Below are 15,539 nucleotides of genomic sequence, written 5' to 3'. Positions count from 1 at the left end.
CTATAATATGATGAGTAAGATTAAGTTATTACCATGTTTTGTTTGTAATTAATATGTAGTGTCGGTGTTATGTTTGATTTTAAAGTAGGGTGGAAAGAGGTATTTTTAGTTATACTTTCAGTGTGGGTTGTCTCATTTATCGCTTATATAATTAATCATATTTTTAATGGGGCTTTAAATCATTATGGTTTATTACCTCGTCATGTAAGCCATGTTACAAACATCGTGGTTTATCCTTTCATTCATGGTTCGTGGTCACATTTATTCTTTAATTTATCGTCTTTTACACTCTTGGCATTAGGAGTTGGTTTCAGTGGTGTTGCACGGTTACTGAATGTGATCATACTTTGTTGGTTGTTAGGTAGCCTTAGTGTGTGGTTATTTGGGCGGATCAGTTATCACGTTGGGCTCAGTGGTATTATCTACGGGCTTTGGGGTTACTTATTGATATATGGCCTAGTACTAAGGAGCTTATTGTCATTGGGCATTACGTTTCTTGTTCTGCTGTATTTTAGTTCAATGATATGGGGCGTTTTACCCATGAACTATCAGGTCAGTTTTGAAAGCCATTTGTTTGGTGCAATTGCTGGTGGCTTTGTTGGTTATTTTTTAGGGAAAAAGGACGCTGCAAAGTTAAATTGTCATTTTGATGAGCAACCCTGAGCCAACAAAGTGGTCTAATAATATATTCAACATCTGATGTTATTCAGGGCCATAATAAGAGAGAAAGGGAGTGATTTATGCTGATTACATTTCGTAGTAAAGGAAGCCATGACGTTACGATGTTTGGTGATATTGCTCAGCAGCTCATTCACATGATGGGATTTTGCGAGACCGTGCCAGGGGCAATACGTGAAGAGGATATCGCACAGGCATTGCGTAATTTAAATCATCAAATCGATATGATGAAACAACAAAATAAGCAGGGCGATATTGAGCAGCCTAATCCTTTAGATGCAGATTTAGATGAAGGTGAGTTCGAGCCTGAGATTTGTTTATCAGTGCGTGCTTTACCAATCATTGGTTTGTTAGAATCGGCGATCCAAAATCATAGCTATGTGATGTGGGAATAACCGCTGCATTTTATCAATAAAGCTAACGTACAATATGTAAAGGCGCAAAAGGATCATCATCGGGATCATTTTGCCATAGATATTCAGCTTCAATTGCTACTTTGCGTGCCACACTATCACCAAGTTGATACCCAATCACAGCCAACGCCATATCAATACCGGATGAACCGCCAGAGGCAGTAAAAATATTACTGTCTCGTACCCACCTCGCTGATGATTGCCATTCTACGTTATGCCCTAGTTTTTCAACCCAATGAAATTGTTTCTTATTGGTTGTGGCGCGTCGGTAATTTAATAATCCTGAGGTCGCTAGCAAAGCTGCGCCAGTAGAAACTGAACAAATTAATGTTTGCTTAGGTGCAAAACGTTTCAGCCAAAACAAGGTAAGGGGATCATGAATGATCGCTTGCAATCCGGAGCCTCCGGGGATCAGTAAAATATCTGACTGAAACTTATCGTTGAAACTGTATTGAGGTTCAATGTGAATATGCTGATGGCTGCTCACCGTTGTGCCCGTTTGCGATACTGTTTGCAGCGTATAAAACTCAGGGAGTAGAGCAAACATCTGTAATGGGCCAAACGCATCGAGTAATTGAAAACGATCAAATAAAAATAGTGTCACTGTTTGTGGAGTCTGCATTTTTATTTCCTATTTTCTACCTCTTAAGGATTAGCATAGCTAACTGATTTCATCATATTTACTCGTTATTGAGATGGTTTTCGCTGCTGTTCTATGGATAAAGCTTGTTATTCCACGCTGAACCATTACAATCAGCGCCTTGTTTAAAAATGATGAAAATATCAGCTGGCGCGACTATGAACAGAAAGAAGAAAATTAACGAAACGCTTAAAAAAAGAATGAAGAAGGCAAACGCGAAATTACACAAGAGTAATAAGCCTCGCTACATTTCTAAAGCGGAGCGTGCCAAGTTAGAAGCAGAAGCGGCATTGCAAGAAACGCAAGCGGCTGAAGCAGCGACAACACCATCAGAAACAGAAACTATGAGTACGGAAACAAGCGTTTCTTAATTACGTGCTCGTTGGTACTTTTTGGACAGGGAAGGTAGCAGCTACCTTCCCTGTTTTATTCTTGTTGAACAGTACATTGTTCAAATGCTGATGCATGATCAGCACAATTATCGCCATAGTGGCGTTGTATATAAAAGAGAGATGCTATGAGTTTTGCCTCTTTAGGCCTATCTGCCCCAATTCTTGATGCTGTAGCGAAACAAGGCTACGAAAAACCATCCTCAATTCAGGAACAAGCGATCCCAGCGATTCTTGAAGGTAAAGATGTCATGGCGGCAGCACAAACGGGTACAGGCAAAACCGCAGGTTTTACGCTACCTTTGCTAGAGCGTTTAGCGGGTGGTCGTCCTGCTCGTCCTAATCATGTTCGTGCGCTGGTGTTAACACCAACACGTGAGCTTGCGGCACAGGTAGGCGAGAGTGTGGCAACTTACGGTAAAAACTTACGTATTAGCTCTGCTGTCGTATTTGGTGGAGTAAAAGTTAACCCACAAATGATGCGTATGCGTAAAGGGGCGGATGTACTGGTTGCAACACCGGGACGTTTAATGGATTTACACAGCCAAAATGCAGTGAAGTTTCGTGATATTGAAGTGCTAGTGCTTGATGAAGCTGATCGCATGTTAGATATGGGCTTCATTCGTGATATTCGTAAGATCTTAGCGTTACTACCAAAAGAGCGTCAGAACCTGCTTTTCTCTGCAACATTTTCTGATGAAATCCGTGAGCTCGCGAAAGGGCTAGTGAACAATCCTGTTGAGATTGACGTAAACCCACGTAACCAAACAGCACGTACCGTTAAACAGTGGATTTGCCCAGTTGATAAGAAGAAAAAACCAAACTTATTAACGAAGTTACTAAGCGAGCGTAACTGGAAGCAAGTGCTGGTTTTCACTAAAACTAAACACGGTGCAAACAAATTATCTGCCCACCTAGAAAGTCGTGGTATTACCGCTGCAGCTATTCATGGTAACAAGAGCCAAGGCGCACGTACCAAAGCGTTAGCGAACTTTAAATCAGGTGAAATTCGTGTATTAGTAGCAACAGATATTGCGGCACGTGGTTTAGATATTGATCAACTACCGCAAGTGGTTAACTTTGATTTACCACATGTTGCAGAAGACTACGTGCACCGTATCGGTCGTACAGGTCGTGCGGGTTGTGAAGGTGAAGCGATTTCATTGGTATCAGCTGATGAGTTTAAAGAGTTGGCTGCGATTGAGCGTTTAACGCAGCAAGTGTTAGAGCGTGAAATTGTAGACGGTTTTAAACCAACAAATGCATTGCCAGCATCTAAGCTAGATACGCGCCCAATTAAACCGAAAAAACCGAAGAAGCCAAAGAAAGATAAGCCATTCACACCACGTGAAGGAACTGCGGCATCTGAAACGCGTACAGGTAACAATCAAGCGAAGCGCAAACCAGCATCTCGTCGTCCACAAGGACAAGGCACAGATGCGAAAGAGCAAGGTAATAAACCAGCTTGCAGCAAACCGCGTAATTCTGATGCAAAGCCAAAGTCATCTGACAGTAAGCCTCGTCGTCGTTATAACGATGAAAAGCCACGCTCAGATGATCGTCGCCGTGCACCGCAACGTAATCGTAAGCCAAAAGCAGCAGCGACAGCGTAATACGGTTAACGTGCTTTAGCTAAAAGCTCAGTATTAATGAAGAAACGATTGATAGCTAATAGCAGTATCAATCGTTTTTTGTATTTGCAGTATACGAAGTACACGTAATGAAAGAAGTACGTGGTGATGTGTATTAAGCGTTTATTGTCGAAGTGACAATGTCACGATAGGGAGCGCGTGATCGGTACTGTAGCCATCAATATCAAAATGCGAATCGACTAAATGCTTATCTTCCGTGTGATAGTCACTCACCTCAAACAGTGAGCCCAAATAGCCCGCATTAAATTCCTGTGATAGCAAAATATAATCTAATACTGAGCCTTTACCGTTGTAGTAATGGGTCGCAGGACGTGGCTGTGATTCATTGTCACTAATAGAAGTAAACAGCTCCCAGCCATCATACAAACAGTAAAAATGGATCAAACGTTCAATTTCACTGTCTGACATACCAAACACACTTGTTGCGACGAGTTGCTCTAAACAGCTGCTTGCTAACGTATCGTTAAAGTCGCCAAACAAAATCATGGGATATTGTGTTTGCTCACGACGTTTCACCATGGCTAATTGTAATAATGCCGCTTCTGATCCTCGCTGCATAGCAGAGCCCCAATTGCCGAGACGTTGACGAATAAAGCCTGATAATGCGGTATCTGCTGGGGTGATTGTCTCTGGTAACGGCTCATCAAACAACGAACGCTTAGATTTAAGGTGCGTTACATAGCAATCTGTCGCACCAATATGTGGAATATCAATCGTGGCACGTAGTGGCTTGCGGCTAAAAGCAAAGGTATTCCAGCCCATTAACTGTGCTGCTTCATTGTCAGCTTCAACGGTACAGGCTTCTAAAATCGGGAACTTCGATGCAATTGCTACCACGGGGCTACGATAGATGAAATCGCCTTCTACAATGGGAGTATCAATGGTGGCAAAGTGAGGGTAGCCAGCCTCAAGCAATAAGGTTTTCAAGCTATCAATACTAAATACTTCTTGAAAACCAATGATATCCGGTTGCTGTGCATTAAGCGTAGCTACAATCCAACGTTGCTTTTTCTGCCATTGCTCTAAGCTATAAATATTTTCAAAGTCATAGTACGCATCAGGCGGAGCAAGATAGTTTAGCAAGTTAAAACTCGCGACTTTTATTTCTGACTGAGCGATAGGCGTAGATGATGAAAGTGGTAGATCAGTCTGTGGCAACATCGAATTCTCAGTATCGTAATAAAATGAATAGCAAGTATTACAGTGTAACCTAATAATTAACAGTAGCTGCTAAGTAAAGCTGCAATCTTTGCTTTAGGTGTTTTTGCTAACTTCATCATCAATGCAAATGGAATGGTTTTAATGCCATATTGCTGTTTAATATCGTCAAGCATTACAAGCCATAATCGTGCAGTCATTTCTGAGTCAGCTAACGCACGGTGGAAAACACCATTATGGTAGATATTTTTATAATCGACTAATGTTCCTAATTTATGGTTAGGCGCATCTTGATATAAACGACGTGCGATCAGCATAGAGCAGGTAAACGTACCACCATAGTAACGGTTAATTTGCTCTAGCTCAGCATCTAAAAAACGTTGATCGAAAGAAGCGTTATGTGCAACTAAATTGGCATCACCAATAAAATCAGCAAACTCATTCATCACTACCTCACAAGAGGGCGCAGTACGGAGCATGTTATTACTGATCCCCGTGTAGCCTTCAATAAAACTACTGACACGAAAACCCGGATTCATGAGTTGTTGAAATTGACCAACAATTTCACCGTTTTGTAGTTTTACTGCACCAATTTCAATAGCGCGATCCCCTTGGTTTGGAGATAAACCGGTCGTTTCGAAGTCGAGAATAACAACATTATCAGCAGGGCGAGAAAGGCCATTGGCTGAGTGAGAAAGGGTCATGGTAAAGCCTGTTACAAAGAGAAGAGCTTCATTTTAGCGACCGAAGAGAGCTTGTAAACTGCGAAAAGTGAATTTATTAGTGGGAGTAAGGTCAAATTATCGTCAAACAGCCAACGTGTTATTACATTCTACCGATAGATCGAGCATTATACGGAATAAGTATATACCCAAGTGACTTCAAGATGCATGATTCAGAGCGAGGTCACTGAGTTGAATTCAAGGAAGGCAACGAAGCGGAATAGCGAGCTCTTTCCAAGTTGTCTGACGCAAGAAGTCGGCTCAGTGACACGCTCCCAAAGGACGAGCGTCCTTAGCTCTCAGGCTTTGTTAACAATTCTCAATGTAGAGCCACTATATCTTCGAATCGTTGCCGCGCCTGAGAACTAAGGTCGTCTCGCTGAACACTGCATCTTGAAGTTACTTGGGTATAAATAAAATTCGTTATATCAACGAGTGCATCTAGCCATTGAGATCTCATTAAGCATTCTATGAAGAAAGAAAGAAGTCAGTTTCGCGATCATGATGCCGAAGCATCATTGTTTAATCGCCGTGCAGTCGTTTCATTTATTGGGATAATTATCTTATCGTGTGTGCTCATTGGTAACTTGTACCATTTGGAAGTACAAGACTACAAAAAGTATCAAGCTCGCTCGAATGATAACAGTATTAAAGTGATCCCAATAGCGCCAACCCGAGGCCGTATTTACGATCGAAATGGGATCATTCTTGCTGAAAATGTACCTGTGTATTCACTTGAAGTGATCCCAGATAAAGTGGCGAATTTGCAAGAAACATTAGCTGGGCTGAAAACCTTGCTCGGGGTGACTGACGATGAAATCGCAGCTTTCATGAAAGATAAAAAGCATACTCGTCCGTTTAAACCTGTCACGCTGATTGATCAAATGACGGAAAAGCAGGTTGCTGAGTTCTCGGTTAATGAATTTCACTACCCAGGCGTTGATGTTGATGCGCACTTTGAGCGTTATTACCCATATGGTTCAGCGTTGACTCATACCTTAGGTTATGTGGCAAAAATTAATGACCATGACATAGAATCGCTGAAAAAACAGGGTATTTACAATAACTACAAAGCTACACGTACCATAGGTAAGCTAGGTATCGAGCGTTACTATGAGGACTTATTACATGGTCAATCTGGCTATGAAGAAGTAGAGAAAAATAGCCATGGTCGTATTATTCGTACACTTAAATATGTACCGCCTATTTCGGGTAAAGACATTAAGTTAACTATCGACTTAAATCTACAGCTTTATGCAAACAAGTTACTAACTCAAGAAGTGAAGGATCCGAAAACGGGTAAAATGGTAACGAAAACGCGTCGTGGTGCAATTGTGGTGTTAGATCCACGAGATGACTCAGTGTTAGCGATGGTTTCAAGCCCAAGTTACGATCCAAACTTGTTTGTTCACGGTATTTCATCAAAAGAGTACAGCAAACTATTAAATAGCCCAGCACACCCACTGGTAAACCGTACGACGCTAGGCGTGTACCCACCGGGCTCTACAGTGAAACCACAAATTGCAGTCGCAGCGTTAGCTACAGGGGTGATCACGCCTAATACAGTACGTAACTTTCCGGGCTGGTGGAAAATTCCAAACAGTAACAGCCGTAAGTTCCGCGATGATGTTCGTTGGGGACACGGTAGTGTTAACGTCTACAAAGCTATTGAACAATCGGTAGATACCTTCTTCTACCAAGTGGCTTATGACATGGGTATTGATCGTTTATCAACGTGGATGAATAAGTTTGGTTATGGTGAATTAACCGGGATTGATATCCGTGAAGAGACATCCGGTAACATGCCAACGCGTGAATGGAAACAAAAGCATGTTAAACAGCCTTGGTATCAAGGTGATACGATCCCAATTGGTATCGGTCAGGGGTATTGGACGGCTACACCAATGCAAATTGCTAAAGCAACATCAGTCGTTGCGAACTCAGGTGTCGTGCATCGTCCTCACTTACTGTATTCGATTATCGACGGTAAAAATGAGAATATCGTGAAGTTTAAAGACTTCCCGAAAGTCGAGCCTGTACCTGAGCAAGATTGGAAAATTGCCCAAGAAGGTATGCATTTAGTAACCACCAAAGGTACGGCACGTAAAGAGTTCCAAAACCTTGGTTATGAAGCAGCAGGTAAAACAGGTACGAGTCAGGTTTACACCATGTCTGATAACGAAAACTACGATGCTAACGAAGTTGCTGAACATCTACGTGACCACGCCTTGTTTACGGGATATGCGCCGTTTAATCATCCGCAAGTATTGGTATCAACCATTCTTGAACACGGAGGCTGGGGACGTAATGCCGCACCGATCGCTCGTAAGATCATGGATTATGTTTTGGTAAAACCGACACTACATCCTGACGAGCAAAAGCAAGATGAGGATGATAAATCGGCAACACCTGTGGATGTCAGTAAAACAGCAGAAGTAAAAACAAGTTAATGATTTGAAATTATCATCAATGAATCAAAAGGTCACTTCGGTGGCCTTTTTGTTATCTATTTATATCTTTTCTCTAGTTTGTGTTTTTGCCGTTTTTCGTCATTTACTCGATGGAAGCCCCCCAAATTGTCAGGATGTCATGAAGTTCAGAGGCAAGATAGGGCTTACATAAAATATCGTTCATACCGGCATCAATACAGGCATCACGTTCAGCACTTGTTGTACCTGCAGTTAAGGCAATGATTGGTTTATCGTAGCTATTCTTACGTAGCGCTTTAGTGGCGGTATAACCGTCCATAACGGGCATTCGACAATCCATGAGCACAATATCAAACGATTCTGTATCAAGGAGCTCAATCGCTTGCAGACCATTATCGACAATCACAGGGTCTATTTTGACTTTATTGAGCATTAATTGAATGATCATTTGATTGGTTTTTAGATCTTCAACCACCAAGACTTTTAAATGCTTGAGTGGGATCTTCTTGGGTTGTTTTTTTTCTAAATGAAAACCAGTGGTTTGGCTTATTACTAGTGGCAAAGACACATAAAAACACGCACCTCGCCCCAATGAGCTTTCTACTCGAATAGAGCCACCCATTTGCTTGCAAAGTTGTTTACAGATCACTAAGCCTAACCCTGTGCCTTCATGGCTACGTTTACTGGTGATATCAACTTGGCTAAACGGTTTAAATAGTTTGTGTTGATCGGCTTGATCTATTCCACAACCACTATCTCTGACTGAAAATTGTAGCTTGTTATCTTCCCACCACAGCTTGGCATGAACAAAACCATCACTAGTAAACTTAATCGCATTTGAAATTAAATTAACGAAAATTTGTTTGATCCGATCTTCATCCCCAATCAAAGCGGTAGGCAAATCTGGTGAATAGTAAATATTGAAATCGAGTCTTTTCTCATTGGCTCTATGAATAAAAATATCTTCGAGTTTAGTTGCGAGTAAATGGCTATCAAAAGGTTTTTCAATTAACTCCAGCATATCAGCATTGATTTTACTGTAGTCGAGCAAATCGTTAATGATCGCCCGTAATAACTCGCCAGAGTGATTTAACGTCGTTAATAGTTTTAATTGATGATTATCAAGAGAGGTATCGTGTAATAGCTCGGCAGAGCCTAATAAACCATTTAATGGGGTACGTAACTCATGGTTGATCATGGCAAGAAAATCACGGGTAGATTGTTCTGATTCTTCTGCTCGTTTTTTTGCATTTATCGCTTGGTGAAACGTAATTAACCGCCCAATCGCTGAACGGAGTAATTCACAAAACAGTGCCATCTGCTTTTGAATGGCATTGAGCCTTTCTTCAGAAGAGATGATCCTCACAGCAAAGACCCCAATATTGCCATAAGGGGTATGTAGGTTATTCCATAGAATATGCTTATCACATTCCCAGTAAATATCAGTCGTATCAAGAGTAACCGGAGGCAACCATTCTTGCATACGTCCACTGCTGTATTTACCTGAAATAGTAATTTCATCGGTAGGGTAGACAGAGAGATAACACCCAGTGATATAGTTGCCATCAACCAAACTGTCTAGCAACTTTTGAATGTTTTCAGCAGTCGCACTTTCTTTTAAAAACAGCCGAGCATAGCTGAGCAGTAAATTTTCCATTCTGTTTTGGTACGCTAACAGTTCAGAATCGAATTTTGCTTGCAGCTTTAACTTCTCTAAAGAATCATTAAGCATCTGATTAGTATTATAAAGCTCGTGGCTTTTCGCTTCTAATAGCTTTTCTGCCACTAAACGTGCTTCATGTTCTCGTTCGAGTTTACGTTGTAATAATTCAATATGTTTTTCATGATCAATCATCAATTATTACTCAATAATAAATGAAACCGGACATGATTCTTCTGATCTGTCGGCTCTAACGTAATCTCAATGGCTTGGTTAAAATAATCGGCACAGCCTTCTAATAAACCAAGACAAACATAGCCCATACAACGAGCAGAGTGGTAATCCATCGTCATCGTCGTTTCTGTTTCATTGGTAAATTCAAAACTTGGCGGGGTGGTATCAGGGTAGAGCTTTTTAACTTCTTGATGAATATAGGCTTCGACGCTACGAATAAAATCAAACGTATTAGAATCTACAAAGTGATAATTGGGCAGTAATTGTAATAGGCGAGGGAACACCGCGCGACCAAAAGTCTGTTGTAATTGTTCGGCAGAAACACCAGTGACTTTACTTAGGCTGATAATTAACTTCACTAAGCGTTGGTGTTCATAACTACCAACCGCAGTATATGCACCAGAATCCCCTGCGAGATCCAGCATAGATTGGCACACTTCAAGATCGAATGTGTTTTCGATAATATCGATAAATTCAGTAAAAATGATTCCTTTCATACTCGTCACCAGATGATCAAAATATATTTATATTTAATTGAAAATATAGAACATTATTTAGTATGGCAGAGAATGAAATTTCGTCAAAAACAGAAAGCGAGTAGTGAAAGGCGGAAAGTAATAACGAAGCCTATTGCAGAATAAGCCTCGCCATTGCCATTATTTTTGTAACGTGACCGATTGCGAGGTTTGCTGTGCGGTATGAACCAAATAGTTTTCAATCTCTTCCATCAGTTGATCTTGATTTGGCAAAGGTAGAGCATAAATATCTGACACAAGGCAGTGATGCTCACCTTCTTCTGAATGATTAAAGATCATGCCACAAGCTGCAGGCTTACCTTTAAATAACCCTACATAAAGCGTGGCTTCTGCATCAGGTTCGAACATAATTTGCGTTAAATACTCAACAATTGCTTCTTTTTCATCGTCATTTTGCCATTGGCTGGCACGTACTAATGAGTAACGGATAGTAAGGGGATGGCAATCAACAGGGTAAAAAGACAGAGAAGGATCTGAAGAAGTAACAGGAGTATCGACAACGTGTGCGGTTAACTCAGTTTGGGACAGTTGATACAGATTTAATCCCTTCTCACTTAACGGTGTTGGAAATTCAGCATCAGTAATATGGCTTGCCATCCAAGCATTTTTTAAAGTAATCAGTTTTTCTGTAATAACTAGCATAGATTCGCTTCTTTTATTTAACTAACTACACCTTAACCTAAATACGCGAGAGAAGGTATGTAAAATCTAGTAAGTGATTAAAAATTAAACGCTTATGTAAGTGAGATGTCAGTATTCTCTTAGCTAACCGAGATTTGACCAATTTCAGATACTTTCTGCATCTATATTAGATAAGGTTAGACCCACAAGTGACTTGAAATAGCGTTATCTTATTATTTCCAAGCGTTAATGCAGCTTGGGTATAAGTGTTTGTACCGTGGCTAGGGGAAATGATGCGGTACATCAATCTAGGAATGAGAAAATGAAAAAACTACTATTAGCGACTTCAATTGTTCTACTACTGGCTGGCTGTAATGATAAAGCGCCTGAAGAACAACAAACCGAAGCGGCACCAGCAGCAACGCAAACCGTAGCAGCAGAACAAACACAAGCACCTGAAGCGCAACAACTGCCGGAGTGGATTTCTGGCGATAAAGTAGAATCACCACTTAATAACATTGTAGTCGGTGATGAGTCATACAAAGCGATGTCTTACTGTATGCCAAATAACTGTGCGGGTGATTTCATGATCACACTAACAGGCCAAGATAAAAAAGAATATTCCATGGTTGTGCATGTGAAAGACACCGATGGCGCAATCACTAAGCCTAGCAAATACGCAACTTACCAGTACATTGGTAACCCAAGTGACGACATGAAAGGCTTACTACAGCAAGCACTATTACAGAACCCTAACTGGAAATAATCCCGTTAGTTTTTGTAAATACGTAGCTAACACAAAAAACGTGTCTAATTTCGTTAGGCACGTTTTTTATTTTCATAATAAAGCATTACTGCTCAAGCCTCATAGAAGACAAATTCATTGTTATGAATATGATATCTGTAAGCGAGGACGTTTACACAAGAGGCAATCTTCGGTGTATGGTCGTGTAAATAGGTTTCTGTACCTAAGGTAAACAAAACAAAGAATGATCGTATAACTGTTACAAGATGTGTATAAGCGATAAATTTAATTGTTTTGATAATGTAAGTTTGGATACCTCTCTAATTTATTCTTAAAAAGCATTAAGACGATGAAATTATTAATACTTACATCTTGTTTACTACTTACGGCTTGTAGCGTGTCATCCAAAGCAGGATCGCCAAAATGTATTCCACTTCCAATGAGTGTTTATTGTGGTAATAGCTAGTTATTATTGTGATCAGAGAAATAGAAGCTAGGTATAAATGGCGGAAGGCTAATTCGTTCCGCCACATTTTTATTAAGAGGATCAGTGTTTAATAATCACTTCGCTATTATCAACACGATGGCGGTCGCCATAAATGCCATCTTCAGCGCGAGGACCACAGCCAATAATCATGGTGATCTCATCTTTCGGGTTTAAGCCAAGCAGGGCTTTTGCTCGCTTAGAATCAAAACCTTCCATCGGACAGGTATCGTAACCTTCCGCACGCATAGCCGTCATAAAGGTCATTGCAGCAAGGGAAGTGCTTTTGTGTAAACACACACGTAAATCTGCTTTACTCACTTCACGTACCATCGGCTTTTTACGCCCCAAATATGCCACAATCACCTTACGAATTGCGCCCATAATGCCTAAACGATCATTACGGTAAACAAACGGGATCAGCTTTTCATAATACTTTACAGCACGTTTAGAGGTTGCATCTTCACGCCCAGCAAACGCTTCACGAATTTGTGCGGCATTGCGTTTAGCACGTTCTTTCCACTTATATGGCGTTGTGGTGATAACAATTAACTCACGGGCGGTTTTTGCTGCGTTTTGCCCCATACATAACTGTGCGAGTTGTTCACGCTTATCATCGCTTACCACGCGGTGGAATTGCCATAATTGCATGTTAGAGCTATTTGGCGACAGCGTTGCTAATTCTAATGATCGTTGTACCGCATCATGATCAAAATCCGCCTCTGCATCATATTTACGTACTGAACGACGGCTATGCATTAAATCCGCATAGTGTTCGGCTGCGGATGCTGACGTTAACGATGTTGTGACTTGTGGCTCAGATGCTGTGCGTTCTTTTTCAGGGGTATCAATCATGCTGTAAACAACCTACTCAATAAGAAAATAGCTGTGCGTATTTCTACCTGTTATTGAGATGTTAAGCAAGTAGGTTCATGTATGAAAAACGATAGGTTAGAACCTCACCATGAGAGTAAAGTCACTTTTATCAGTATGATTTATAGGTATCGTTTACTTCTTTCAGTTATTTAATTGGAAGGTGATATGGCAAAGAAAATCATCCTAGATACAGATCCGGGTATCGACGATGCGATGGCAATCTTATTTGCCGAAGCGCATCCAGATATTGACCTCGTAGGGATCACCACTGTTTATGGTAATGCGACGATAGACAATGGCACTCACAATGCGCTCTATTTGAAGCAGAAATTCAGTATGAAGGCAGTCGTCGCGAAAGGTACGGATAAGCCCTTAATCAGAGATCCTGTTGGAGCAACAGTGGTAGTGCATGGTGAATCAGGTTTTGGGGATGTGACAGCACCTAACTCACTCGATGTTAAAGCAATTGAAAAGCCCGCTTATCAGTTCATTATTGACAGTGTTCGAGCAAATCCTGGCGAGATCACTCTTGTGGCTGTCGGCCCTCTAACTAATCTCGCTCTTGCACTTGATGCTGCGCCTGACATTGTCGACTTGGTAAAAGAAGTGGTCGTGATGGGTGGTGCGTTTGGTGAAAATGATCACAGAGGAAATGTAACACCCTTTGCAGAAGCGAATATTCATGATGATCCTCATGCTGCCGATAAGGTGTTTACCGCATCATGGTCAGTTGTCGTTATTGGGCTTGATGTGACGGAAGAGAGCTTTTTTACCAGCCAATACCTTGATGAGTTACGAGATGGCGCAGGCGAGGTAGGGCAATTTATCTGGGACATCAGCCGTTACTACTTAAGGTTTTATTCTCAAAAAGTTGGAATGGATGGTTGTCATGTTCATGATCCATCTGCCATTGCTTATGTTATCCAACCTTCGCTTTTTAAAACGCGTCGTGGTCCGGTAAGGGTTGTTACAGATGGACCAGCGGAAGGGATGACAATTCAGAAAGTGGATCAACGTAACTATATGAATGATGAGTGGAGCTTATTTCCAGCACAACAGGTTGGCGTACAAGTCGATAATAAAACGCTACTTTCACTCTACAGAGAGACAATAGTGCAGTATTCACAACAGTAAAGTGGCTTCCTGTCGCACATATAACGCAAGGCGCGGCAGGACAATCCTTTATACCCAAGCATCTTCAAGTTACTTAGGTATATATAATTACCCTGCAATTGCGTAGATATACTAAAAGAAACAGTTTTTCAACTAACTGAATAATATTAGTTTATTCGGGTAATAAAGGTTTGCTCATCATCCACAAACGCCACAAAACCACCGTGATAAATAAACACACGACCACGCCCTTCAACTATGCAGGCAAGCTGTGGGTTTAAATCTTCCTTATTATTTGGACTTTGAAACGTGCCTGTATCGGTTATTACGCCGCTCAGTGTCGGTAAATATCCATAAGTACGTTTTGCTTGATCAATTAGACTCAATTCACTGGTGGTTGAGAAGCAAGAGGGGATCGCACCTGCTTCTTCAATAAACATAGCTTTAAACTCTTCAAAAGCTGTAATCACCAGCCAGTCGATGTCGTTAACACGATGGATAAACATAGATTTTCTCGGTAGTTCTGATGTGAGGATTCTATCACTATCAAAAGCAGAATGAAGTAGAGATTGAGTTGGTAAAGGCGCTAAATCTAATGAACGTTGTGCCGTATCATGATAAAAATCCGCCTCGGTATTAAATTTATTTACAGAATGATGATTTATACGTTGTACAGATTTCCACTTGTTATTAGCTTATTAAGCGATAGAGGGAATGAATAAAAAGCTAGAGTTACAAAATAACATCTGCCTAAACCTTACATTTTGTAATGAAATTTATTATGCAATTGCATTTACATGTGGTGGTTTAGTGATAACATTCTGTTTTATAGTGCTTATGATTATTAATGTTTATTGTTTAGGTTAGACTGTTAGCTATTTATGTGACATGTGTTTAAGGTAGGCATAATGGATGATATAGAGATCAAAAATAAGCTTGTCGATGAACTTTTAGCGTTACCAGATCCTACTTATTGGTTTGAAATACTAGGTAATATTCGCCAAAAATTTGGTAAAACTACTGGTGATACAGTTGCTATGTTAGCTAAGAGGGCATGGTTAAAAAAAATATGTCATTCATATTACCCACTACACCCAGTAGTAAAGTTTAATATTCAAGCTCAAAATTATTTATTAAGTGAAAATCAAAACCTTCTAATTTGGTCTACGTTGATTGCGCTAATGGAGAA

15 protein-coding genes and 1 pseudogene are annotated in these 15,539 nt (G+C 40.7%); 8 read left to right on the top strand and 8 right to left on the bottom strand.

The features are described 5' to 3' along the window. Window positions 1-69: 69 nt before the first annotated feature. Both E5A76_RS16965 and E5A76_RS16960 read left to right on the top strand, forming a co-directional pair. A complete protein-coding gene (locus tag E5A76_RS16965; RefSeq protein ID WP_161119648.1) occupies window positions 70-663 on the top strand; it encodes a rhomboid family intramembrane serine protease in 594 nt (197 codons plus the stop codon). A 77-nt stretch (window positions 664-740) separates the two neighbouring features. Further along, entirely contained in the window at window positions 741-1,073 is a 333-nt protein-coding gene (locus E5A76_RS16960) for a DUF1840 domain-containing protein (RefSeq protein ID WP_161119647.1), read from the top strand. Window positions 1,074-1,095: 22 nt separating this feature from the next. On the opposite strand, the gene E5A76_RS16955 is transcribed toward E5A76_RS16960, so the two are convergent. Next, on the bottom strand, window positions 1,096-1,713 hold the full coding sequence (locus tag E5A76_RS16955) for a DJ-1/PfpI family protein (protein WP_161119646.1): 618 nt from the start codon (window positions 1,711-1,713) through the stop codon (window positions 1,096-1,098). A gap of 176 nt (window positions 1,714-1,889) precedes the next feature. On the opposite strand from E5A76_RS16955, the gene E5A76_RS16950 reads away from it, so the two are divergent. Together E5A76_RS16950 and E5A76_RS16945 are read left to right on the top strand one after the other, a co-directional pair. Further along, window positions 1,890-2,102, top strand: a complete 213-nt coding sequence (locus tag E5A76_RS16950; RefSeq protein WP_053989452.1) for a DUF2986 domain-containing protein — start codon at window positions 1,890-1,892, stop codon at window positions 2,100-2,102. A 146-nt stretch (window positions 2,103-2,248) separates the two neighbouring features. Continuing rightward, window positions 2,249-3,733 carry a DEAD/DEAH box helicase gene (locus E5A76_RS16945; RefSeq protein WP_161119645.1) on the top strand — a complete coding sequence of 495 codons (1,485 nt, stop codon included), beginning with the start codon at window positions 2,249-2,251 and terminating at the stop codon, window positions 3,731-3,733. 141 nt (window positions 3,734-3,874) lie between these two features. On the opposite strand, the gene E5A76_RS16940 is transcribed toward E5A76_RS16945, so the two are convergent. Both E5A76_RS16940 and E5A76_RS16935 read right to left on the bottom strand, forming a co-directional pair. Next, the gene (locus tag E5A76_RS16940) at window positions 3,875-4,933 is read right to left on the bottom strand and encodes an endonuclease/exonuclease/phosphatase family protein (RefSeq protein WP_161119644.1); all 1,059 of its coding nucleotides are present in this window, start codon (window positions 4,931-4,933) and stop codon (window positions 3,875-3,877) included. 56 nt (window positions 4,934-4,989) lie between these two features. Beyond that, window positions 4,990-5,634, bottom strand: coding sequence for a 3'-5' exonuclease (locus tag E5A76_RS16935; RefSeq protein ID WP_161119643.1), 645 nt, complete (start codon window positions 5,632-5,634; stop codon window positions 4,990-4,992). A gap of 488 nt (window positions 5,635-6,122) precedes the next feature. Here E5A76_RS16935 and mrdA point away from each other — a divergent pair, with 488 nt between their 5' ends. Next, the gene (mrdA, locus tag E5A76_RS16930; RefSeq protein WP_161119642.1) at window positions 6,123-8,102 is read left to right on the top strand and encodes a penicillin-binding protein 2; all 1,980 of its coding nucleotides are present in this window, start codon (window positions 6,123-6,125) and stop codon (window positions 8,100-8,102) included. Window positions 8,103-8,205: 103 nt separating this feature from the next. Here the strand turns inward: mrdA and E5A76_RS16925 are convergent, their stop codons facing one another. The 3 genes from E5A76_RS16925 to E5A76_RS16915 all read right to left on the bottom strand — a co-directional run bounded on the left by E5A76_RS16925 (window position 8,206) and on the right by E5A76_RS16915 (window position 11,153). Next, on the bottom strand, window positions 8,206-9,936 hold the full coding sequence (locus tag E5A76_RS16925; RefSeq protein WP_161119641.1) for an ATP-binding protein: 1,731 nt from the start codon (window positions 9,934-9,936) through the stop codon (window positions 8,206-8,208). After that, window positions 9,936-10,472: a heme NO-binding domain-containing protein gene (locus E5A76_RS16920; RefSeq protein WP_161119640.1), complete on the bottom strand. Its 537-nt coding sequence runs from the start codon at window positions 10,470-10,472 to the stop codon at window positions 9,936-9,938. The genes E5A76_RS16925 and E5A76_RS16920 overlap by 1 nt, the downstream gene beginning before the upstream one ends. Window positions 10,473-10,631: 159 nt before the next feature. Further along, on the bottom strand, window positions 10,632-11,153 hold the full coding sequence (locus E5A76_RS16915; RefSeq protein WP_161119639.1) for a hypothetical protein: 522 nt from the start codon (window positions 11,151-11,153) through the stop codon (window positions 10,632-10,634). A 301-nt stretch (window positions 11,154-11,454) separates the two neighbouring features. Between E5A76_RS16915 and E5A76_RS16910 the strand changes: the two genes are divergently transcribed. Then, window positions 11,455-11,898: an Ivy family c-type lysozyme inhibitor gene (locus E5A76_RS16910; RefSeq protein WP_053989215.1), complete on the top strand. Its 444-nt coding sequence runs from the start codon at window positions 11,455-11,457 to the stop codon at window positions 11,896-11,898. Window positions 11,899-12,424: 526 nt separating this feature from the next. Here E5A76_RS16910 and E5A76_RS16905 read toward each other — a convergent pair. After that, window positions 12,425-13,216: a nitroreductase family protein gene (locus tag E5A76_RS16905; protein ID WP_161119638.1), complete on the bottom strand. Its 792-nt coding sequence runs from the start codon at window positions 13,214-13,216 to the stop codon at window positions 12,425-12,427. A 186-nt stretch (window positions 13,217-13,402) separates the two neighbouring features. On the opposite strand from E5A76_RS16905, the gene E5A76_RS16900 reads away from it, so the two are divergent. Then, window positions 13,403-14,371, top strand: coding sequence for a nucleoside hydrolase (locus E5A76_RS16900; protein WP_161119637.1), 969 nt, complete (start codon window positions 13,403-13,405; stop codon window positions 14,369-14,371). 146 nt (window positions 14,372-14,517) lie between these two features. On the opposite strand, the gene E5A76_RS16895 is transcribed toward E5A76_RS16900, so the two are convergent. Further along, window positions 14,518-14,856 (bottom strand): cytosolic protein, encoded by a 339-nt coding sequence (locus E5A76_RS16895; RefSeq protein ID WP_161119636.1) that lies wholly within the window; start codon window positions 14,854-14,856, stop codon window positions 14,518-14,520. A gap of 402 nt (window positions 14,857-15,258) precedes the next feature. Between E5A76_RS16895 and E5A76_RS16890 the strand changes: the two are divergent. Further along, a pseudogene (locus tag E5A76_RS16890) lies at window positions 15,259-15,539 on the top strand (hypothetical protein); the annotation flags it as partial.

The sequence above is a fragment of the Photobacterium lucens genome (assembly GCF_009873615.1).
In the GTDB taxonomy this organism is placed as follows: Bacteria; Pseudomonadota; Gammaproteobacteria; order Enterobacterales; family Vibrionaceae; genus Photobacterium; species Photobacterium lucens.
The sequence above is the reverse complement of the archived record's forward strand: the minus strand, read 5'-3'. Positions and strand labels throughout refer to the sequence as shown.